The 19,735-nt window shown below is 51.4% G+C and carries 20 protein-coding genes and 1 pseudogene; 8 read left to right on the top strand and 13 right to left on the bottom strand.

Features of this window, described 5'->3' with window-relative positions; genetic code table 11:
- Positions 1 to 11 precede the first annotated feature (11 nt).
- A complete protein-coding gene (locus tag LY264_RS12485) occupies positions 12 to 185 on the bottom strand; it encodes a GhoT/OrtT family toxin (RefSeq protein WP_003020198.1) in 174 nt (57 codons plus the stop codon).
- Positions 186 to 377: 192 nt separating this feature from the next.
- Between LY264_RS12485 and yncL the strand changes: the two genes are divergently transcribed.
- Positions 378 to 473 (top strand): stress response membrane protein YncL, encoded by a 96-nt coding sequence (gene yncL / locus LY264_RS12480; protein WP_071524268.1) that lies wholly within the window; start codon positions 378 to 380, stop codon positions 471 to 473.
- Positions 474 to 592: 119 nt separating this feature from the next.
- On the opposite strand, the gene LY264_RS12475 is transcribed toward yncL, so the two are convergent.
- Complete coding sequence (locus tag LY264_RS12475; protein ID WP_048227587.1) at positions 593 to 1,372, bottom strand: AraC family transcriptional regulator; 780 nt, start codon at positions 1,370 to 1,372, stop codon at positions 593 to 595.
- 101 nt (positions 1,373 to 1,473) lie between these two features.
- Here LY264_RS12475 and LY264_RS12470 point away from each other — a divergent pair, with 101 nt between their 5' ends.
- Positions 1,474 to 2,601, top strand: a complete 1,128-nt coding sequence (locus LY264_RS12470) for a multidrug effflux MFS transporter (RefSeq protein ID WP_048227586.1) — start codon at positions 1,474 to 1,476, stop codon at positions 2,599 to 2,601.
- A gap of 193 nt (positions 2,602 to 2,794) precedes the next feature.
- Here LY264_RS12470 and patD read toward each other — a convergent pair whose 3' ends face one another.
- The 7 genes and pseudogenes from patD to LY264_RS12435 all read right to left on the bottom strand — a co-directional run.
- Positions 2,795 to 4,222 (bottom strand): aminobutyraldehyde dehydrogenase, encoded by a 1,428-nt coding sequence (gene patD / locus LY264_RS12465; protein ID WP_048227585.1) that lies wholly within the window; start codon positions 4,220 to 4,222, stop codon positions 2,795 to 2,797.
- Positions 4,223 to 4,243: 21 nt separating this feature from the next.
- Positions 4,244 to 5,050 carry an ABC transporter permease gene (locus tag LY264_RS12460; RefSeq protein WP_003020204.1) on the bottom strand — a complete coding sequence of 269 codons (807 nt, stop codon included), beginning with the start codon at positions 5,048 to 5,050 and terminating at the stop codon, positions 4,244 to 4,246.
- Entirely contained in the window at positions 5,040 to 5,984 is a 945-nt protein-coding gene (locus LY264_RS12455; protein WP_008784840.1) for an ABC transporter permease, read from the bottom strand. Before LY264_RS12455 ends, LY264_RS12460 begins: the two co-directional genes overlap by 11 nt.
- Entirely contained in the window at positions 5,985 to 7,001 is a 1,017-nt protein-coding gene (locus tag LY264_RS12450) for an ABC transporter ATP-binding protein (RefSeq protein ID WP_048227584.1), read from the bottom strand.
- A gap of 16 nt (positions 7,002 to 7,017) precedes the next feature.
- Positions 7,018 to 8,163, bottom strand: a complete 1,146-nt coding sequence (gene ydcS, locus LY264_RS12445) for a putative ABC transporter substrate-binding protein YdcS (protein WP_048227583.1) — start codon at positions 8,161 to 8,163, stop codon at positions 7,018 to 7,020.
- Between the two features lie 327 nt (positions 8,164 to 8,490).
- A complete protein-coding gene (locus tag LY264_RS12440) occupies positions 8,491 to 9,900 on the bottom strand; it encodes an aminotransferase-like domain-containing protein (RefSeq protein WP_048227582.1) in 1,410 nt (469 codons plus the stop codon).
- A 92-nt stretch (positions 9,901 to 9,992) separates the two neighbouring features.
- Positions 9,993 to 10,262: pseudogene (locus LY264_RS12435) on the bottom strand (type II toxin-antitoxin system HicB family antitoxin); the annotation flags it as partial.
- 346 nt (positions 10,263 to 10,608) lie between these two features.
- Between LY264_RS12435 and LY264_RS12430 the strand changes: the two are divergent.
- Complete coding sequence (locus LY264_RS12430; protein ID WP_128316890.1) at positions 10,609 to 10,824, top strand: hypothetical protein; 216 nt, start codon at positions 10,609 to 10,611, stop codon at positions 10,822 to 10,824.
- Positions 10,825 to 10,828: 4 nt separating this feature from the next.
- Here LY264_RS12430 and LY264_RS12425 read toward each other — a convergent pair whose 3' ends face one another.
- Positions 10,829 to 11,479: a hypothetical protein gene (locus LY264_RS12425; protein ID WP_053069304.1), complete on the bottom strand. Its 651-nt coding sequence runs from the start codon at positions 11,477 to 11,479 to the stop codon at positions 10,829 to 10,831.
- Between the two features lie 558 nt (positions 11,480 to 12,037).
- Between LY264_RS12425 and LY264_RS12420 the strand changes: the two genes are divergently transcribed.
- From LY264_RS12420 to LY264_RS12405, 4 genes are all read left to right on the top strand, one after another.
- On the top strand, positions 12,038 to 13,441 hold the full coding sequence (locus LY264_RS12420) for a cytochrome ubiquinol oxidase subunit I (RefSeq protein WP_048227580.1): 1,404 nt from the start codon (positions 12,038 to 12,040) through the stop codon (positions 13,439 to 13,441).
- Entirely contained in the window at positions 13,441 to 14,451 is a 1,011-nt protein-coding gene (gene cydB / locus LY264_RS12415; RefSeq protein ID WP_048214147.1) for a cytochrome d ubiquinol oxidase subunit II, read from the top strand. The genes LY264_RS12420 and cydB overlap by 1 nt, the downstream gene beginning before the upstream one ends.
- Positions 14,451 to 14,576, top strand: coding sequence for a DUF2474 domain-containing protein (locus LY264_RS12410; protein WP_003020230.1), 126 nt, complete (start codon positions 14,451 to 14,453; stop codon positions 14,574 to 14,576). The genes cydB and LY264_RS12410 overlap by 1 nt, the downstream gene beginning before the upstream one ends.
- 189 nt (positions 14,577 to 14,765) lie before the next feature.
- Positions 14,766 to 14,996, top strand: a complete 231-nt coding sequence (locus LY264_RS12405) for a DUF2554 family protein (RefSeq protein WP_003020233.1) — start codon at positions 14,766 to 14,768, stop codon at positions 14,994 to 14,996.
- A 3-nt stretch (positions 14,997 to 14,999) separates the two neighbouring features.
- On the opposite strand, the gene rlhA is transcribed toward LY264_RS12405, so the two are convergent.
- Together rlhA and LY264_RS12395 are read right to left on the bottom strand one after the other, a co-directional pair.
- Positions 15,000 to 16,961, bottom strand: a complete 1,962-nt coding sequence (rlhA, locus tag LY264_RS12400) for a 23S rRNA 5-hydroxycytidine C2501 synthase (protein WP_048227579.1) — start codon at positions 16,959 to 16,961, stop codon at positions 15,000 to 15,002.
- A 79-nt stretch (positions 16,962 to 17,040) separates the two neighbouring features.
- Entirely contained in the window at positions 17,041 to 17,577 is a 537-nt protein-coding gene (locus LY264_RS12395; RefSeq protein ID WP_048227578.1) for a helix-turn-helix domain-containing protein, read from the bottom strand.
- Between the two features lie 105 nt (positions 17,578 to 17,682).
- Between LY264_RS12395 and LY264_RS12390 the strand changes: the two genes are divergently transcribed.
- Positions 17,683 to 18,849, top strand: a complete 1,167-nt coding sequence (locus tag LY264_RS12390) for a benzoate/H(+) symporter BenE family transporter (RefSeq protein ID WP_071692404.1) — start codon at positions 17,683 to 17,685, stop codon at positions 18,847 to 18,849.
- On the opposite strand, the gene LY264_RS12385 is transcribed toward LY264_RS12390, so the two are convergent.
- Positions 18,832 to 19,701 carry an AraC family transcriptional regulator gene (locus tag LY264_RS12385; RefSeq protein WP_048214144.1) on the bottom strand — a complete coding sequence of 290 codons (870 nt, stop codon included), beginning with the start codon at positions 19,699 to 19,701 and terminating at the stop codon, positions 18,832 to 18,834. The two genes, LY264_RS12390 and LY264_RS12385, sit on opposite strands and share 18 nt — an antisense overlap.
- Between the last annotated feature and the right edge of the window lie 34 nt (positions 19,702 to 19,735).

Genomic DNA, 19,735 nt, shown 5'->3' with positions numbered 1-19,735 from the left:
ATACGCCGTCATCAGAAAAGAGAAAACATCAGCGCAACGGGAAAACTCATCGGCCAGGTCGCCCCGACTAATACCGCGCTAAGAAAGCGGATCCGCTTTTTATCGCGGGAAAGAAACCAGGTGATGATTGCCGTGATGACGGCCATCACCGCATAAAAAACCAACATTTTTTGGTATAGGGACATTTAAGGCATCCTGGCCAGAAGGGAAAATCGCGCGCAATATGCTCTTTTTCATGACTCACATCAAGTTTTATTAATTAATTTAAGAAAAACGGCTGTAAAACAACCCATTTTCATTATGTTCAGAATTCGTACTATTGCGGATAGTTATAAGCCGTACTATACCCATAAGGGTTAAAACGAAAGGTGGCAAAAATGAATGTTTCCAGTAAAACTGTGGTGCTGATAAATATATTTGCTGCTGTAGGACTTTTCAGTCTGATATCCGCAAGGTTCGGCTGGTTTGCTTGATGTAACTCTTCTTGATTAATTGCAGCGTCCGCTGGCAGAGAGGATCTTCTCTCTGCCATCAGTAAACGATCTTCCCACTCTGCTATCACCAGGTAAATTATCCTTAATATGTAATACCCCTAATCCTTCTGCGGCATTATATTGCCCGAATATCGGCCTGGTGTTGTACCAGTATGCTGATGAAAGAACGCAATAAAAGCACTGTCGCTGACAAACTCCAGATATTGCGCGACCTGGCTGATATGGCCTCCGTCAGCCAACATCTCCATGGCTTTTAACAGCCTAAATTGCTGCCGCCAGTCCTGATAATTCATCCCGGTATCCCTGATAAATATTCGACTGATCGTCCTCTCGCATGCCCCAACCTGTCGGGACAATTGATTCAGTCGTGGTGGCAATTCCCCCATGCGTAATCCCTTGAGCCACACGTTAAGCCGCGGATCTGAGGGATACTGCAATGTCCAGTTTTCACTGCGGGCGGCACGCATTTCCTCACAAAAAACGGTAATGAGGCTGGACTGCTGTGTGGCAGGCATTTCCCATGGCCAGAAGGCCATACGTTCTATCACTTCAAAAAAAAGCGGATTAACTTCGACTATCTGCAGCGGTAACTCAGATAACGGCAATGCGGTAGAAAAGTACAAAGAGCGATAAGCCATCACACCACGCATTATGGCGCGATGTACCGTGCCTGCCGGGATCCAAACCGCACGGCGTGGCGGTAGCAGACACAGGGCCTGCTCCAGTTCAATCGTAATACTTCCCGCTGCCGAAAAAAGTAGCTGATGACGAAGATGACTGTGCCGCCCGGAATCATGTACGCCCATATCGGCAGCAATACCGATTACCGGTTTATCAAAGCTATCCGCATCAAAAGCATCATCAGGGGCAATTTTCATTATCTGTCTGATATTTGATATTTAAAGTCCTGGTAATGGTAATACGACATACTCCTTTCAACAATAATGCCCGCCTGTTTTCTGTCTCTCTGGATATTGCTATGAACACACTTCGTCGCCCATCGCTGTGGCTTCTTACGCTACTGATTATGTTTCCACAACTGGTGGAAACCATTTACAGCCCGGCATTGCCGGGTATCGCTACCTCTTTTCACGTAAGCAGTGAGCGCGCGGCTCAAACACTCTCCGTTTATTTTGTTGCCTTTGCCGTCGGCGTAGCGATGTGGGGTTGGCTAAGTGACTGCATCGGACGACGTTGGGCGATGCTGGCAGGGCTAATCTGCTATGGAACAGGTTGCGCATTGGCCGTTGTTGCCACCGACTTCAGCGTTTTGCTGCTGGCGCGGATGATCTCCGCCGTCGGTGCGGCTGCGGGGTCGGTCGTGGTACAGACCATGCTAAGGGACAGTTATGAATCAACTGCGCTATCCCGCGTCTTTTCCGTGATGGGGGCCGCGCTGGCATTGAGTCCGGTTTTTGGCCTGCTAAGCGGAGGTTGGTTAGTGAGTCTGTACGGCCATACCGGTGTCTTTGTTGCCCTTGTGCTGTTGGCGTTGCTACTGCTAATACTGACAGCGACCATGCTGCCAGAAACCCGGCCCGAACATACGCTCAGCCCGAAGCTTGCCGCGCTATTTTCCCGCATGATGCGGGACAGTGAGTTGCGGAAAAACGCCATGCTGGTTGCCCTGCTGAACACCATGCTGTTTAGCTATTACAGCCTGGCACCGTTTCTTTTTGGGCAATTAGGATGGAGCTCCAGAGCCTTTGGCTGGACGGGGTTGCTACTTGCGTTTGCTTCTCTGTCAGGTAGCCTGCTGAACCGAAGACTGTTAACGACAGGTCTGACGCCGGAGCGACTGGTACGTTATGCCTGTGTGCTGGCAGCGTTGTCAGGTCTCGTCGCGTGGTGTTTACAGCACTCCGCGTGGATCCTGATTCCGGTGTTCGGCGTGGTGATTGCCTATGGTATCGCCATTCCCAATGTGCTGAGTCAGGCGCTGCGTCACTACCGTGAACAGGCCGGAGCCGCCGGTGCTTTGTTCGGATTAAGCTATTACCTATTACTTGGGATGATGCTGGGTTTAGCAGGCATGGTGCAGCAACTGGGGCTGGTTCTGAGCGTCTGTGCCCTACTCGCCTGGCTTTGCAGCCTGGGCCGCAGATAAACCCGATGGCGATCCTGAAAGCACAAAGCCCCGGCTATATGCTGGGGCTTTGTTGTATCAATTAGCCTGACCTCGCGGATATTTCCAACTTACCGCCGTCCGATGGCGACGAGGCCAGTGGCGCGAATAGTATAGACACACGTATGCCAATATTTAGCTATCCGTGCCCCATTCGCCGATCGCGCTTAAGATATTACTCATGCTTGATCATAACATGGCGAATAACCGTGTAATCCTCCAGCCCATAAACCGACATATCCTTTCCATAGCCGGACTGTTTTTGCCCACCGTGCGGCATCTCGCTAACCAGCGTGAAATGGGTATTGACCCAGGTGCAACCATATTGCAGGCGAGCGCTAAAGCGATGCGCTCGCCCAACATCCCGGGTCCAGACGGAGGATGCCAGGCCGTATTTCGAATCGTTGGCCCATGCCAGCACCTGATCTTCATCATCAAATACGGTCACGCTGACCACCGGACCGAAAACTTCCCGCTGTACGATGGCATCGTCCTGCTTCGCCCCAGCAAGCAGCGTCGGGGCAAAATAGTAGCCTGAACCATCCACTTTTTTACCGCCGGTGATGACCTTAATATGGCCCAACGCTTTAGCCTCATCGACCGCTTTAGTCACGCGATCGAGATGAGCCTGCGAGCTCACTGGTCCCAGCTCGGTCGATTCATCATTCGGCGGACCGATTTTCAGGCTGGCAACGGCGGCGCCAAGTTTTTCGACCAGTGCATCATAAATGCCTTTCTGGGCATAGATTCGGCAAGCGGCGGTGCAGTCCTGCCCGGCGTTGTAATAACCAAAAGTCCGCACGCCGCTCACCACTGCATCCAGATCGGCATCATCAAAAATGATCACCGGAGCTTTTCCGCCCAGTTCCATATGCGTACGCTTAATTGACGGCGCGGTGTGCTGAATAATGTGTTCGCCGGTTGCAATGGAGCCGGTCAGCGAAACCATACGCACTTTTTCATGACCGGTCAGCGGATCGCCCACCGTTTTACCGCGACCAAACAGCACGTTAATCACACCAGCCGGATAAATGTCTTTGGCGAATTCGGCTAATTTAAGCGCTGTCAGCGGAGTAATTTCTGACGGTTTAATCACCACGCAGTTCCCCGCCGCCAACGCTGGAGCCAGCTTCCACGCCGCCATCATCAGCGGATAGTTCCACGGCGCAATAGAAGCCACCACACCCAGCGGATCACGGCGAATCATCGAGGTATGCCCTTCCAGATATTCACCGGCCGCCTGTCCTTGCAGGGTACGCGCCGCACCGGCAAAGAAGCGGAAAACATCGACAATAGCGGGAATTTCATCGTTGAGAACACAGTGCAGCGGTTTACCGCAGTTAAGTGATTCCAGCTCAGCGAAGGTTTGCGCGTTATCAGCAATAGCATCCGCCAGTTTCAGCAGCAGTTCAGAGCGGACTTTCGGCGTGGTTTGCCCCCAGGTGGCAAACGCGGCGTCTGCCGCACGTACAGCGGCATCAACCTGCATGGCTGACGCCTCAGCAATCTCCAGAATGAGTTCACCAGTGGCAGGGTTATAGACTGGCTGCTTTTCACCTTCACCGTTGACCAGCCCGCCATTAATCAGTAATTGATGTTGCATAGCAATTTCCCATATCGTCGTTTATTTACCGTTTCCGGCGAGAGTGTCGCCTTCACGCGTTAGCCACCAGGCCCCTAAAATTGGCAGTGTTGTCACCAGCATTACCAGCAATGCCACAACGTTGGTGACAGGCACATCCCGTGGACGGCCCAATTGATTGAGCAACCACAGAGGAAGTGTTCTTTCATGTCCGGCGGTGAACGTTGTCACGATGATTTCATCAAACGACAAGGCAAACGCCAGCATCCCCCCCGCCAGAAGTGCCGATGCCAGATTTGGCAGCACGACATAACGAAAGGTTTGCCAGCCATTGGCGCCAAGATCCATAGACGCTTCGACCAGACTCCATGAGGTACGGCGAAAACGCGCCACAACGTTGTTAAACACCACCACCACACAAAACGTCGCATGGCCCACTACGATCGTGAGAAAACCCGGTTCCAGGTTGATGGTTTTAAACGCCGTCAACAGCGCAAGGCCGGTAATAATGCCCGGCAGCGCGATCGGCAACAGTAGCAACAGCGATATTGCACTTTTGCCAAAAAAGTCCCTACGCCACAGCGCGGCCGCGGCCAGCGTCCCCAGAACAAGGGCAATAGCTGTCGACAACGCTGCGATCTTAAGTGACAACGTCACAGATTCCAGGATATCGCTACGCTGCGCAGCAACGCTAAACCACTTCAGCGTTAATCCCTGGGGTGGAAAACTAAAAGCAGCCTCCTCAGTATTAAAAGCATAGGTGGCGATGATGAGGATGGGAAAGTGCAGGAAAATAACCCCGCCCCATGCCGCCAGTTTGAGTAGCCAGGGTGCGCGTTCAGAGTGCATCGAAAGCTCCCAGACGCTTCACGAACGCCAGATACAGTGCGATTAACACAATCGGCACCAGAGTAAATGCCGCCGCCATCGGCATATTGCCGATCGCCCCTTGTTGCGAATACACCATGTTGCCGATGAAATAACCCGGCGGTCCCACCAGTTGCGGCACAATAAAGTCACCCAACGTCAGAGAGAAGGTAAAGATCGAACCCGCTGCAATACCCGGTATCGCCAATGGAAGCACCACATAGCGGAAGGTTTGACGCGGACGCGCGCCCAAATCAGCAGAAGCCTGTAACAGCGACGGCGGAAGTCTCTCCAGCGCGGCCTGTACCGGCAGGATCATAAACGGCAGCCAGATATAGACGAACACCAGGAAACGCCCTAACCCTGAAGTCGACAGCGTATTGCCGCCTACCGCAGGCAATGTCAGGAACGAAAGCAGCAACGGCTCCAGCCCAAGGTGGGTTAAAAACCACTGCGCCACGCCGTCTTTGGCCAACAGCAGCGTCCACGCATAGGCTTTAACGATGTAGCTGGCCCACATTGGCAACATTACGGCAATGTAAAAAAAAGCCTTCATTTTGCCGCTGGTATAGCGAGCCATATACCACGCCATCGGAAACGCCAGAATCGCGCTGGCGATGGTGACCGCTACCGCCATCGTCAGAGTGCGCAAAATGATGTCGTAGTTAGCGGGATTAAACAGCGCCTGCAAATTCGCCAGCGTCAGGTCTGGTGTGACCGACATGGTGAAATCGTCGAAGGTATAAAAACCTTGCCACAACAGCGTCAGTAATGAGCCAAAGTAGACGATGCCAAACCACATCAGCGGTCCGAGGAGCAGCAAAAACAACCCCAGCCCCGGATTACGCCAGAAGTAACCGGAGATCCGGTTCAGGCTTGTCGACTGTGGAGGCGAATGTAAGACGTTCATAGCCATTCACCTCTCCTCAACCAGCGGAACCATCACGTCGCGGGACCACGATGCCATCACTTGCTGACCCGGCGACAACGTTGACGGTAGCATTTCTCCCGTCAGGTTAGCCTGGATAACCAGCAGTTTTTCCCCTCCGGCGAGTTTCAGCTCAAACCGTGTCGCCGCGCCCTGGTATTGCACCGCCTGGATTATCCCCGGAGCCTGGACTTCTCCTCCCGCATCATTTAAGCGAATGTGTTCCGGACGCAGAGAGAACATCCCCTGTAGCCCGCAAACGTTCGCCGACATCGTCGCATCGAAGACATTTGACGTCCCGACGAAACTTGCCACAAACGGCGTACGTGGACGCATATACAGTTCACGCGGAGAATCTACCTGTTCAATGCGACCGTTATTAAACACCGCCACACGATCGGACATCGACAGGGCTTCACCCTGATCGTGAGTAACAAAAATGAACGTGATGCCAAGAGATTGCTGTAATTTTTTCAGTTCCAGCTGCATCTGTTCACGCAATTTAAGATCCAATGCCCCGAGCGGCTCATCCAACAGCAGGACGCGCGGCTCATTGACCAGTGCCCGGGCAATCGCCACGCGCTGACGTTGCCCACCGGAAAGCTGCGACGGTTTACGCTCATGCACAAAGCCGAGTGCGACCTTATCCAGCGCTTCACGTGCTTTCGCGTGGCGCTGTTTTTTATCGATGCCTTTGACCATCAGCCCGTAGGCGACGTTGTCGAGAATCGACATGTGCGGGAACAACGCATAATCCTGAAATACCGTATTGACGTCCCGTTCCCAGGGCGGTAATTCGCTGGCCTGCTTACCAAAAATGGTAATTGCGCCGCCTGACAGTTGCTCAAACCCGGCAATCAGGCGCAGACAGGTGGTCTTGCCGGAGCCGGATGGCCCCAGCATAGAGAAAAACTCACCGTCGTTAATCGCAATACTCACCCCATCTACTGCACGAACATCCCCATACAAACGCGAGACGTTATGAAACTCCACTGCGTACGTCATAAAACCCCCAGCGGAATTAACGACCGCCCATAATGGCGATGTAATCCTGCGTCCAGCGACTGTAAGGAACGAATTTTCCACCTTCGGCAATCGGCGTTTTCCAGAAGGCAATTTTGTCAAAGTAGCTATAGCCGTTGGTTTCACAACCCTTTTCACCCAGTAACGTGCTGGCTTTACAACCTTCAGGCACCACTGGCAGAGAACCAAACCAGGCCGCTACATCGCCCTGTACTTTCGGGGTTAATGACCAGTTCATCCATTTGTAAGCACAAACCGGGTGCTTCGCTTCACTGTGCAGCATGGTGGTATCAGCCCATCCGGTAACCCCTTCTTTTGGGAAGACCGTTGCAATTGGCTGACCTTCGCCTTTCAAGGCGTTAGCCTGATAAGGCCAGGCGCTTGACGCTACCACGCCTTCGTTTTTGAAATCGCTCATTTGCACGGTGGTATCGTGCCAATAGCGATGGATCAGCGCGTGCTGATCGCTCAGGACTTTGATCACCGCCTGATACTGTTTTTCAGTGAGCTGATAGGGATCGGTAATACCCAACTGCGGCTGAGTGGCTTTAACGAATAACGCGGCATCGGCAATATAGATCGGGCCATCGTAGGCCTGAACGCGCCCTTTATTGCTTTTCCCATCCTCAAGTTTTTGCTCAACAAACACCACGCTCCAGCTATCCGGCGGCGTTGGGAAAATTTTAGTGTTATACATCAGCAGGTTTGGTCCCCACTGGTACGGTGTGCCGTAAACTTTTCCGCCAACGTTAAACCATTCGCCTTTTACCACGCGTGGATCGATGGTTTTCCAGTTAGGGATCAGCGCGGTATTAATTGGCTGAACGCGTTTTCCCATAATCAGGCGCAGTGAGGCATCACCAGAAGCGGTAACCAGGTCGTAGCCGCCTTTTGCCATCAGGCTGACCATTTCATCAGATGTGGCTGCCGTTTTTACATTAACCGCGCAGCCAGTATCTTTCTCAAACTGTGAGACCCAGTCATATTGTTTATCGGTTTGCCCACGTTCGATATAACCCGGCCAGGCAATAATATCCAGGCGGCCTTCCGGTTTATCTAATGATGTGGGGGGTTCGGCTGCCTGCGCAGTCATCAGCGTCATACTGAGTGCGCACAGGCTACTGAGGGCAAACTGCTTGCTCATAACGTCTTACTCCTGTCTAAAAAATATTGAGCGGCAGCCTTGCCGTAAATATATGTCCTTTTCTAAAAATAGTCGGGGTGTTGTAAGCGTTCCTGCTGGCGCAAGGAAATTTAATCAGGTTGTGAGCTAACGCTCATTACGCTACAGACTCTGACCTGGGGGTAATCTTCTGGAGTATAGACAAGGAGTTAGACGCAGAGGTGGCAATAGTATTAACTATTGATATTTTGTATGGACGCACCCGATATTAATAATACCGTGGTTCAGCATTCACTATTTCGAAAATAAGAACACGCTATTCATTTATATTGAATAGCGCGTTATGGTTTATTTCATCATTTCACGAATTAATTTACCAAGCTGTTTTACGGCCTGCTCTTCGCGATCTCCCCAGTGCCATGCAGTATTAAAACGAAAAAAACGTGTCCAGCTTCCCGAGGTCGAGAACATTTTCCCCGGCGCAATACTGATGTGATGTGCCAGCGCATGGGTACTGAGCACACCGGCATCAAGCGGTTCCGGCAGCTCCAGCCACAGAAAATAACCGCTGTCGTTGTGGTGAATTTTGACTTCCGCCGGAAGATGACGCAGCAGCGTTTGCCAGGCCTGTTGTTTGCGTTCCGCCAGTTGCCGACGCAAGCGCCGTAAATGCGCGTCATAGCGCCGGGTTGAAAGATAATCAACAAGGGCAAGCTGCATAGGCGAACTGGTAGATAAGGTGCTCATTAGCTGGAGTCGCTGAATACGCCGGGCATGTTTCCCTGCTGCTACCCAGCCAATACGAAATCCTGGCACCAGGCACTTGGAAAAAGACGAACAATGCAGAACGCTGTCGGCGCGATCCCAGGCTTTGGCAGGCAACGGTTTTTCGCGGCCAAAGTACAACTCGCTGTAAACATCATCTTCAATCAGCATTACGTGGTATTTTTCCAGCAAGACGACCAGACGCGCCTTTTTTTCTGCGCTGAGCGTAAACCCCAGTGGATTTTGGCTGTTGGTCATTAGCCAGCAGGCTTTTACCGGGTACTCCTGCAATGCCTGCTCCAACGCAGCAAGATCGATCCCCTCGTTAACGTCGGTGGCTACCGACAGCGCTTTCAGACGTAATCGCTCCAGGGCCTGCAACGCCCCGTAAAAACAGGGGTTTTCGACAATCACCCAGTCACCCGGCTCGGTGACCGCCTGTAGGCTCAGATTAAGGGCTTCCAGCGCGCCGGTGGTGATGACGATTTCGTCAGGTGAAATGGTCATCCCCTGTTGAGCATAGCGACGGGCAATGGCATGACGCAGGTCAGCATTCCCCGGCGGCAGGTTTTCAATCACGCTCATGGCGGTGGCGGTTTTACTCACCTGCGCCAACGAGCGGTTCAACTGCTGAAGTGGAAACAGACGCGGGTCGGGGAATGCGGAGGCAAAGGGCATCACTGACGCATCCCGGCTGGCCTGCAACATATCAAAAATGTAGGTATTGATATCCACTGCTTCATCGCGCATGACCTGCACCTGTGGCGCAGCAAGTTCACGTTCGGGGCGCGCGGCGACATAATAACCAGACTGCGGTCGGGCAATAATCCGCCCCTGGCTTTCCAGCAACTGATATGCGTGTCCGACGGTCATAAAACTCATTCCGCTGCTGACCACCTGCTCACGCAAGGATGGCAAGCGATCGCCTGGCTGCCATACGCCAGACGCAATTTGATCGCGAATTTGCTCTGCCAGTCGCTGGTACTTTTTCATTTTTCGTCCTGATTACCGGTGTCGGTGACAACCACTGTGTATATCAGTTTACATAATCAGGGTATTTTATTTAACTGTTATAGTTAACAGTTTTACAACATCGTTAATGACAGTTCTTTGCCTACGGCGCGCACAGCTATCTGCACTGCATCAATTTTTGTCGCGAGATTTAAATCGAATAAGCGAGTAATTTCCTGCTTAGACCTGCCGATCCTGTTTGCCAACTCCTGCTGGATGATATTGGATTCAAGAAAGGCATTTAACAACAGAACCTTAGACGCAACGCTCAGTGGTATTTCCACATAGTCAGTTTCAGTACCTACTGCAGAAGGTAAAGGAATCGGTTCGTTATCGTCGAAGTGACCAATGCGGCTTGCGCAGCCTGCGCCATTTGACACCATAGGGATTCCTACCGGAGTTTTTGCTTTCTATAACGTAACCTGCTTTCGCTTTTGTGGTTTTCGCAGTAACCGGAACAAAGCAACTGCAATTTCTTCAAATCCCACAGGGAGTATTTAACGACACACCGAAAGTGAGAGGTTGCCGATGGAGTTTGCGGAAAAATATCCACAGATAACCAGAGAGTTACCAGCATGAAAATTCAATTAATTGGCTAAATGAATTTGTTACATCTAATTATTTACTCATTAGTTTCGATTCAGTACACTGTCAGATGAAAATGTCTGGCAACCGATAAGAGATTAGTAAATGAAACAAGTATTATCTTTCTTAATCTGGGTTGGGATCGCTTTAGCAGCATTCTTAGCAATAACATCAACATTATCAAATTTAATACTAATGTTTAGTGTTTATCCAGACTCCATTGCGGACAAATATGCTTACATGTTTATATTTGGACGTTGGACATTTACGGCAACAATGATTCTTACTAGCTGGTTGCTTTACCGCTTAACAAAAAATTGATGAGCTACATCCCCTTGAAAAAATACTCTACCGCCTGTTTGAATAAAGCAGGATTTTCTTTTGATAATCTGGTTGCTTTCTCAAATGGCTCAACCCGCTCCTGAATAGCAAAATAGAGAAGATCTAAATCTCCCAAGTCCTTAAGCTTCCGGTAAACTTCATAGTTTGATATTTTTAGGTATCTCGAAGCATGTATAGCACTTGATACTCCACCACCAATCATTAACAATGTGCTGACCGACATACTAAAAGCAATAGACACGGTGATCCGTGAAGAGATTAAGGCTCCAATTTTTAAACCAGAAAGTTCACCGAAAGTATAACTACCCAATGTAGAAGCTACAGTGTCTTTTGCTACATTTGTTACGATATCAGATAAATTAACGTGCTGCATGAAACCATCAATGAATACATTGACCGCTTTTTCCACAATGTTAATATTTTTCGTTGATGTTGCCCGCTTCACTAGTCCCGCAATCCTCATATTATCATCCATATTTTGCCGCCTGTCATCGGTATGGATAAAATCGGATGCGAGAGAATACAAGTCTACAGGAAAGTGAATCAAGCCTTTAATGTATGCAACCAGCATCCCTTCATTTTCTAAATTCAGAGCTGAGAGCATTTCCTTTGCCAAATCTTTTGCGTATCCCATCCCTTAAGGTCCATGGGGTATTATTTTAAACACAATCATAGAGATCATCTTATGTACATTCCATAATTAGACAGCTCGTGACTGTCCATTTTAAGAATAATGCTCACCAGCGATAAAAATTCCAGGCAGGTACCGGCGGTTCCGCTGTTGGTCGCGGATCACCATGTTCATTTCAGTCTGATTGACACGATAACCGGATGTCACCCGAAGCTCAGTGATGCCATTCGCCCTCTTTCCCTCACTACACCGTCATGAGAACTCAACCGTATGAATGCCGTCGTCGCTATGCCAGCTAGCTGGCGGTAATGCAAGGACAACGCGGCACGCAGGACTGCTGGGTCATAAATCGGCCAAAATGACCGAGAAATATCACGATGAAAGGAATGACAGTTGGGTGATTCTGGCAATTTAATTTTAGCCATTATTGGGGAGGAGTTTTGGGGAAGGCCCATAACAGTCGGGTAACTGTTATGGTTAAAAAGAACTGTTCTGTTTCTGCCTTCCATTGCTCCTCAGACTTAGAATTGCGCTAAATCAATTTTGCCTGCGGAGTTAAGCATGTTCGGTCTTGACGCGTTTCACCTGGCAAGGATCCAGTTCGCGTTTACGGTATCCTTTCACATCATCTTTCCGGCTATTACTATCGGGCTCGCCAGTTATCTGGCTGTGCTGGAAGGGCTATGGCTAAAAACGAAAAATCCCACCTGGCGATCGCTTTACCATTTCTGGTCGAAAATATTCGCCGTAAACTTTGGTATGGGTGTAGTTTCCGGGCTGGTGATGGCTTATCAGTTCGGCACCAACTGGAGTGGTTTTTCCGAGTTCGCCGGGAGTATCACTGGGCCGTTACTGACCTATGAAGTATTAACCGCCTTCTTCCTCGAAGCTGGTTTCCTTGGGGTGATGTTGTTTGGCTGGAATCGGGTTGGTCCAGGACTTCATTTCTTTGCCACCTGCATGGTCGCACTGGGTACCATTATTTCAACCTTCTGGATCCTCGCCTCCAACAGCTGGATGCAGACACCGCAAGGCTATGAAATAGTTAACGGCCAGGTCGTTCCCGTCGACTGGTTCGCCGTTATTTTCAATCCTTCGTTCCCCTATCGTCTGCTGCATATGTCGGTTGCCGCCTTCCTGAGCAGCGCGTTGTTTGTTGCCGCCTCTGGGGCATGGCATTTGCTGCGCGGGAATAACACACCAGCAATTCGAGCGATGTTTTCGATGGCGCTGTGGATGACATTAATCGTCGCTCCATTGCAGGCCTTGATTGGCGATATGCACGGTTTGAATACGCTGAAGCATCAGCCGGCAAAAATTGCTGCGATTGAAGGACACTGGGAAAATCGCCCCGGTGAACCGACTCCGCTGCTGCTGTTCGGCTGGCCGGATATGGAGCAGGAACGCACCCGCTATGGGCTGGAAATCCCGGCGCTGGGCAGTCTGATCCTGACCCATAGCCTAGACAAACAGGTTCCGGCCCTAAAAGAGTTTCCTAAAGAAGACAGGCCCAACTCCACCATGGTGTTCTGGTCGTTTCGCATAATGGCCGGGCTAGGCATGCTGATGATCCTGTTGGGCGCGTTTGCCCTGTGGTTGCGCTATAAGCAGCGTTTATACGCCTCGCGCCCTTTTCTGCGCTTTGCCTTATGGATGGGCCCCTCCGGTCTGATTGCCATCCTTGCCGGTTGGGTGACCACTGAAGTTGGCCGTCAGCCTTGGGTGGTTTACGGTCTGCAACGTACGGCGGATGCGGTTTCTGCACATGGCGATTTACATATGAGCATCAGCCTGCTGTCCTTCTTTGTGGTGTACAGCTCAGTGTTTGGCGTGGGTTACAGCTACATGATCCGCCTGATCCGTAAAGGGCCACAGGAAGATGACCCGACCATTCCGCCAACAGGCACGCCTGCCCGGCCGCTTTCAGCCGCCGTCCTCGATTCTCAACTGGAGGCACATCGCTAATGGGTATCGATTTATCAGTTATCTGGTTTGTGATTATCGTCTTCGCCACGCTGATGTATATCGTGATGGACGGTTTTGATCTCGGGATTGGCATTTTATTCCCAGCGATTCAGGACGCTGACGACCGCGACGTTATGGTCAACAGCGTCGCCCCGGTATGGGACGGCAATGAAACCTGGCTGGTGTTGGGCGGAGCCGGATTATTCGGCGCTTTCCCCCTGGCCTATGCGGTGATTGTCGATGCGCTGACGATCCCGTTGACCCTGATGCTAATCGGCCTGATTTTTCGCGGCGTCGCGTTCGAGTTTCGCTTCAAAGCCACACCGGCTCACCGACCATTCTGGGATAAAGCCTTTCTCGGCGGTTCAATCCTCGCGACATTCACGCAAGGTGTCGTGGTGGGTGCCGTACTCAACGGATTTTCCGTTACCGGACGCAGCTACAGCGGCGGTCCTTTCGACTGGTTGACCCCGTTCACGTTGTTCTGCGGTGTTGGTCTGGTCGTGGCTTACGCCCTGCTGGGGGCGACATGGCTGGTGATGAAAAGCGAAAATCCGTTGCAGGATAAAATGCGCAGTGTGGCCAAACAACTGCTGCTGGCAATGTTGGTTGTGATTGCCATTATCAGCCTGTGGACACCACTGGCACATAGCGCGATTGCCGAGCGTTGGTTTAGCCTGCCCAACCTGTGGTTCCTGATGCCGGTTCCGCTGCTGGTTGCGCTTATCAGTCTCTGGCTGTGGCGTTCGCTGGGGCAACATAACTGCCATACACTGCCTTTTGTATTAACGCTGGGGCTGATTTTTCTCGGGTTTAGCGGGCTGGGGATCAGTATCTGGCCACATATCATTCCACCGTCTATTACGCTATGGCAGGCGGCGGCTCCGGCACAAAGTCAGGGCTTTATGTTGGTTGGCGCACTGCTGATTATCCCGATAATCCTGGTGTACACCTTCTGGAGCTACTACGTTTTCCGCGGGAAAGTTCAACATGGTGAGGGGTATCATTGATGCAACAAACAATCTGGAAACGCCTGATGTGGCTGGTGATCCTCTGGGGCGGCAGCGTGCTGGCCCTGGCCGCCGTTGGTATGTTCTTTCGTCTCCTGATGACAGCCGCCGGATTCAAGTCCTGATACTCTCCTTGCAAACAACCGGGCAGCACTGTATTGCCCGGTTGTGACAAATCCCAACACTGGCTAAACAAATATGTAAAAAACATCGAAATGGCAAAACAGAGATTGTCATTAACCCGATTAAAATATTGAATAGTCACCAGGCGAAATTATCGCCAATTCCGCAGCTAACGTACCAGAGGGTGCATGATGTTTAAGAAAGGGTTAACGGTGTTATTGCTGGCCAGCGCGCTTTTTTCCGGTCAACTTTTCGCTACTAATCAGGGACATGAATATCTTCAGGTGCAGGATGCCGATCACTTACTACGACACACGGCCGACAGCGATGAGCTGCGAGTGACGGCGGAAGAATCCGCCGCCGATCTTCGTGAACACCATCACTGGCAAAAATCACGCAAACCCGATACACATCTGAGCTAACGATTAACCTTTGCGCTTCGGCAGTGTCTTCATCAGTTCTTCTGGACTGACCGAAGCCACGACGCTGCCCGGCAACGGCATCTTCAGAATGTGGTGCTTCATCTTGCCGATTACGTGCATTTCGCACGGTCGGCAATCAAATTTCAGCGTCAGGACTTCATCGCCGTTAACCAGTTGCATCGGTGTTGCTTTCCAGCTTTTGATGTTACCTTTCGCCTGTTTCGGACACAGGTTAAAGGCGAAACGCAGGCAATGTTTGGTGATCATCACCGGCACTTCGCCCTTTTCTTCATGTGCTTCATAGGCTGCATCAATCAACTGAACGCCATAACGGTGATAAAACTCACGCGCTTTTTGGTTGTAGACGTTAGCCAGGAAACTCAAGTGCGTTTGTGGATAAACCGGTGCTGGCTGAGATACCGGTTTGCGGCTACCGCGCTGATAGCTTTGCAGGCGCGCTGCATCCAGCATATCAACGGCTTCACGCCGGAACTGATTTAGTTGACCGTTTGGCACAAACAGTGCGCCCGGCAGATTCACCTGAATATTACGGGCGTAGTACATCGTCTGACCAAGTTTTGCCAGTCCGTCCTGTAGGTTACTCAACGCTTTTTCCGCATTGTTCGCTTCCTCAAACTGGCCGTCCAACGTATGGGTGATACTCACGCCCTCTTCACTGGTGAGCGTCAGAATCAACTGCTCCTGCCAGCCGCCGAGCTCAATATCGATCGCAACACGGCGTTCGCTGGAAGTTTTTGTTAACGCTTGCTGCCAGTTATGATCGAGGTTGCGATTCAGCGGATGATGCGGACGCACTTTGTGCAGGTCGGCGGGCATTTCATTCGGCCATACCCGATAACGATTGTTCCCCGTTTTTTCCACGGTGTTGGCGCGAAATCCAACAACCTCACGTTTGATTAACACGTTCAGGCCATCCCCGTTTGCCAGCGGTTCAGTCACCTCAACATCGAGATGATCTTTCGCCACCTTCAGGACTTCGCCGACCGGCAAACCGATAAATTTTGGTGAGTCGAATGCGCCAATATCCCCTTTACGGGCATTCACAAAATAATCGGTACTGCCGCGATGGAAGGTTTTCTCTGTGGATGGGGTAAAGAAATGTTCGGTACGTCCCGCTGATGAACGGGCCAGATCGCCGCGTTCTTCAATGATGGCGTCGAGCATCTGGCGATAATGCGCGGTAATATTCTTCACATAACTCATGTCCTTATAGCGCCCTTCAATTTTGAAGGAACGCACACCTGCGTCAATCAACGCGCCCAGGTTGGCGGTCTGATCGTTATCTTTCATCGACAACAGATGTTTTTCATAGGACACCACGCGTCCCTGATCGTCTTTCAGGGTATACGGCAGACGGCAAGCCTGGGAACAGTCGCCGCGGTTAGCGCTGCGTCCGGTTTGCGCATGTGAAATATAACACTGCCCTGAATAGGCAACGCACAGCGCACCGTGAATGAAAAACTCAATGGTCGCATCAGTAGCCTGATGGATAGCGCTAATCTGCTCAAGGCTCAGTTCGCGCGCCAGCACAATCTGGGTGAATCCCACATCGGATAGAAATTTCGCCTTCTCAACGCTGCGAATATCGCACTGGGTGCTGGCGTGCAGTTCAATCGGGGGAATATCCAGTTCAAGAATCCCCATATCCTGCACGATCAGGGCATCAACGCCGGTCTGATACAGATCGGTAATTAACCGTTGTGCGGGCTCCAGCTCATCATCATGCAAGATCGTGTTTAGCGTCACAAAGATTTTTGCCCCGTAACGATGGGCAAAAGGCACTAATTCGGCAATATCTTTCAGGCTATTACTGGCGTTATGACGCGCGCCAAAACCTGGTCCACCAATGTAAACGGCGTCTGCGCCGTGCAAAATGGCTTCGCGCGCAATGGCGGTATCCCGAGCCGGGCTTAACAATTCAAGGTGATGAGGCTGCTGGCGCATACAGTTGTTACCATCCACAAGCGGTAAAAATGGCGGTTATTGTAGTCACAAGCGCGGCGTTTCGAAATAGTTTTCCCGATTAACCACGTGGGTAATGGATCAGCGAGTGAAAATGAACCGTTTGCTCGCTACTGTTACGGTAGCTATGTGCCGTATCTCCGGCGAAACGGACACCCTCACCGGATTTTAAGGTGCGCCACTGCCCCTCAATACACATATCCAGCAGACCACTAATCACCACTACATGCTCAATTACGCCGGTTTCATGCGGAGTAGATTCACTGAGCGCGCCGGGTGCCAGCAGTATCGAAAAATGATCGAAGCACAGTTGCGGATCCCACGGGAACAACGGTGTGACAACCATCGCCTGCTGCTGGGGATCGAATGTTAGCGTGCCGTCTGACTCTGGTGGTGAAATAAACGTTGAAAACGGGACGTTCAGTCCAGTGGCAATTTTCCACAATGTCGCCACCGTTGGACTGGATTCGTTGCGCTCAATCTGCCCCAGCATCGCTTTTGAGACGCCAGTTTCCTCCGCCAGACGCGAAAGGCTCCATTCACGCTGGTGACGTAGCGTCTTGAGCGTTGTGGCCAGATAGTGGGTTAAGTTGTCCATTTTTCTCCTTCGTCGCTCTCCTTTCTCGGGGCTACAGCTTAGCACTTGTACGCTATAACGCACAGTGCTACAGTGACTGACCGTTATAACGCACGCGGAGTTGCTATGCGCACATTTTCCATCTCCTTGCCTACAGTTTTGTCGGGTTTTGTGGCTGTCCTGGTCGGCTACGCCAGTTCAGCGGCCATTATCTGGCAAGCGGCGCTCGCCGCAGGTGCGACGACCGGACAAATCGCAGGCTGGATGACCGCACTGGGGCTAGCAATGGGGGTCAGTACGCTGGCGCTGACATTGTGGTATCGCGCCCCTGTACTCACCGCATGGTCAACGCCCGGTGCCGCGCTGCTGGTGACGGGCCTGCACGGTGTATCGATTCAGGATGCTATCGGTGTTTTTATCGTAGCTAATGCATTGATTGTGCTGTGCGGTATAACCGGGCTGTTTGCCCGCCTGATGAAAATTATTCCCCACTCGCTGGCATCGGCCATGCTGGCCGGGATCTTGCTGCGTTTTGGTTTGCAGGCGTTCAATAGCCTGAACAGTGAGCTTATCTTGTGCGGCAGCATGCTGCTGGCGTGGTTAGTACTAAAAGTGATTGCCCCAAGGTATACCGTAATCGCCGCAATGTTGGTAGGTATAGCCATCGCCCTGGTTAAAGGTGACATTGTCACCGATAGTGTTAATCTGTCACCGGTATTGCCAGCGTTTATTGCCCCACACTTTTCATTAGCCCACAGTATCAGTATTGCGCTACCGCTGTTTCTGGTCACTATGGCTTCGCAAAATGCCCCCGGTATTGCGACCATGAAAGCATCTGGATATTCGTTACCCGTTTCACCCCTGATTGTTTTTACGGGTCTGCTGGCACTGCTATTTTCGCCGTTTGGCGTCTATTCCATCTGCATCGCCGCCATAACCGCAGCAATTTGCCAAAGCCCCGAAGCCCATCCAGATGCAAATCGACGCTGGCTCGCCGCAGCGGCAGCGGGTGTCTTTTACATTCTGGCTGGGGTGTTTGGCGGTTCGGTCACAGGACTGATGGCAGCCCTGCCCGTAAGCTGGATCCAGATGCTTGCTGGTCTGGCATTACTCGGCACGATTAGCGGTAGTTTATTTCAAGCCTTACATAATGAAGCAGAACGCGATGCGGCCATCGTCACTTTTCTGGTTACGGCCAGTGGTCTGACGGTATTTGGTGTTGGGTCTGCATTCTGGGGGCTGGTCGTCGGCGGTATCTGCTACTCAGTGTTGACGTTATTTCGCCGCGCGTAGCTGCGTTGGCGTTTTACCCGTCACTTGTTTAAACCGGTTACTGAAATGGCTCGCCGAACTGAACCCACAGGCCATTGCAATATCCGACAAGCTGCGTGATGAACAACAGACCAGTTGCTGCGCCAGCGCCATACGGCGTTGCATGACGTACTGATGAGGCGCCATATTCATCGACTGGCGAAACATTCTGGCAAAATGGAATTCACTTAGCGCTGCTTCACCTGCCAGATCGCTCAACGTTATGGGATACGCCAGATGTGCTTCAATATAGGCCAGCACGTTGCGCAATGTGGCAGGCGCAAGCCCTCCGGTGACAACGGGAAGTCGCCATTGCACATTGCTGTAATGCTGGATCAGATGCGTTAACAGTAGTGAAGATGCCGCGCTAAGCGTGAGGTGATTGGCCGGTTGCTGCCAGTCGTTACCAAGCAAAAACTGACGGTAAACCGCCGTGATCCCCGGGTCACTGCCAAACGTATGCTCGTCCAGCGTGAAGCTATAGGGGCTTTTGTCCCAGACTTTTTCACCCACTTCGCGCAAATGGGCGTCTGTACAATAGAGATGAACAAAGGAAAGATCGTCACGAATATCCCAACTGGACTCACTCTCCTTCGGCATCAGGCAAAAACGGTCTGGTCCCCCGCCATTCTTCCAGCCTCCCGCCGTCTTGTGGTAACTCTCGTAACCATCTGCGATGTATAAACTGAGCGTATGATGATCGCAATACTGGGTGATGGTATCGCGTTTGTTCGACCAGGCCGCCAGTTGGATCCCTGAATGTAACGCAACCGATTCATGCAGCACGGCATTATGTTTGCGCAAGTTTTCAAAGGCACCGTAGGGCTGAGACATACCATCACATTCAAAATAAGTTAGCAGGCTTTCA

Source organism: Citrobacter portucalensis, from assembly GCF_023374935.1.
Classification (GTDB): Bacteria; Pseudomonadota; Gammaproteobacteria; order Enterobacterales; family Enterobacteriaceae; genus Citrobacter; species Citrobacter portucalensis.
Note: the sequence above shows the minus strand (reverse complement) of the source record. Positions and strands in the feature narration are given on the sequence as shown.

Excerpts from the sequence above, each read along its gene's own strand:
- LY264_RS12485 (WP_003020198.1), bottom strand. The coding sequence starts at position 185 with ATGTCCCTATACCAAAAAATGTTGGTTTTTTATGCGGTGATGGCCGTC.
- yncL (WP_071524268.1), top strand. The coding sequence starts at position 378 with ATGAATGTTTCCAGTAAAACTGTGGTGCTGATAAATATATTTGCTGCT.
- LY264_RS12475 (WP_048227587.1), bottom strand. The coding sequence starts at position 1,372 with ATGAAAATTGCCCCTGATGATGCTTTTGATGCGGATAGCTTTGATAAA.
- LY264_RS12470 (WP_048227586.1), top strand. The coding sequence starts at position 1,474 with ATGAACACACTTCGTCGCCCATCGCTGTGGCTTCTTACGCTACTGATT.
- patD (WP_048227585.1), bottom strand. The coding sequence starts at position 4,222 with ATGCAACATCAATTACTGATTAATGGCGGGCTGGTCAACGGTGAAGGT.
- LY264_RS12460 (WP_003020204.1), bottom strand. The coding sequence starts at position 5,050 with ATGCACTCTGAACGCGCACCCTGGCTACTCAAACTGGCGGCATGGGGC.
- LY264_RS12455 (WP_008784840.1), bottom strand. The coding sequence starts at position 5,984 with ATGGCTATGAACGTCTTACATTCGCCTCCACAGTCGACAAGCCTGAAC.
- LY264_RS12450 (WP_048227584.1), bottom strand. The coding sequence starts at position 7,001 with ATGACGTACGCAGTGGAGTTTCATAACGTCTCGCGTTTGTATGGGGAT.
- ydcS (WP_048227583.1), bottom strand. The coding sequence starts at position 8,163 with ATGAGCAAGCAGTTTGCCCTCAGTAGCCTGTGCGCACTCAGTATGACG.
- LY264_RS12440 (WP_048227582.1), bottom strand. The coding sequence starts at position 9,900 with ATGAAAAAGTACCAGCGACTGGCAGAGCAAATTCGCGATCAAATTGCG.
- LY264_RS12430 (WP_128316890.1), top strand. The coding sequence starts at position 10,609 with ATGAAACAAGTATTATCTTTCTTAATCTGGGTTGGGATCGCTTTAGCA.
- LY264_RS12425 (WP_053069304.1), bottom strand. The coding sequence starts at position 11,479 with ATGGGATACGCAAAAGATTTGGCAAAGGAAATGCTCTCAGCTCTGAAT.
- LY264_RS12420 (WP_048227580.1), top strand. The coding sequence starts at position 12,038 with ATGTTCGGTCTTGACGCGTTTCACCTGGCAAGGATCCAGTTCGCGTTT.
- cydB (WP_048214147.1), top strand. The coding sequence starts at position 13,441 with ATGGGTATCGATTTATCAGTTATCTGGTTTGTGATTATCGTCTTCGCC.
- LY264_RS12410 (WP_003020230.1), top strand. The coding sequence starts at position 14,451 with ATGCAACAAACAATCTGGAAACGCCTGATGTGGCTGGTGATCCTCTGG.
- LY264_RS12405 (WP_003020233.1), top strand. The coding sequence starts at position 14,766 with ATGTTTAAGAAAGGGTTAACGGTGTTATTGCTGGCCAGCGCGCTTTTT.
- rlhA (WP_048227579.1), bottom strand. The coding sequence starts at position 16,961 with ATGCGCCAGCAGCCTCATCACCTTGAATTGTTAAGCCCGGCTCGGGAT.
- LY264_RS12395 (WP_048227578.1), bottom strand. The coding sequence starts at position 17,577 with ATGGACAACTTAACCCACTATCTGGCCACAACGCTCAAGACGCTACGT.
- LY264_RS12390 (WP_071692404.1), top strand. The coding sequence starts at position 17,683 with ATGCGCACATTTTCCATCTCCTTGCCTACAGTTTTGTCGGGTTTTGTG.
- LY264_RS12385 (WP_048214144.1), bottom strand. The coding sequence starts at position 19,701 with ATGTCTCAGCCCTACGGTGCCTTTGAAAACTTGCGCAAACATAATGCC.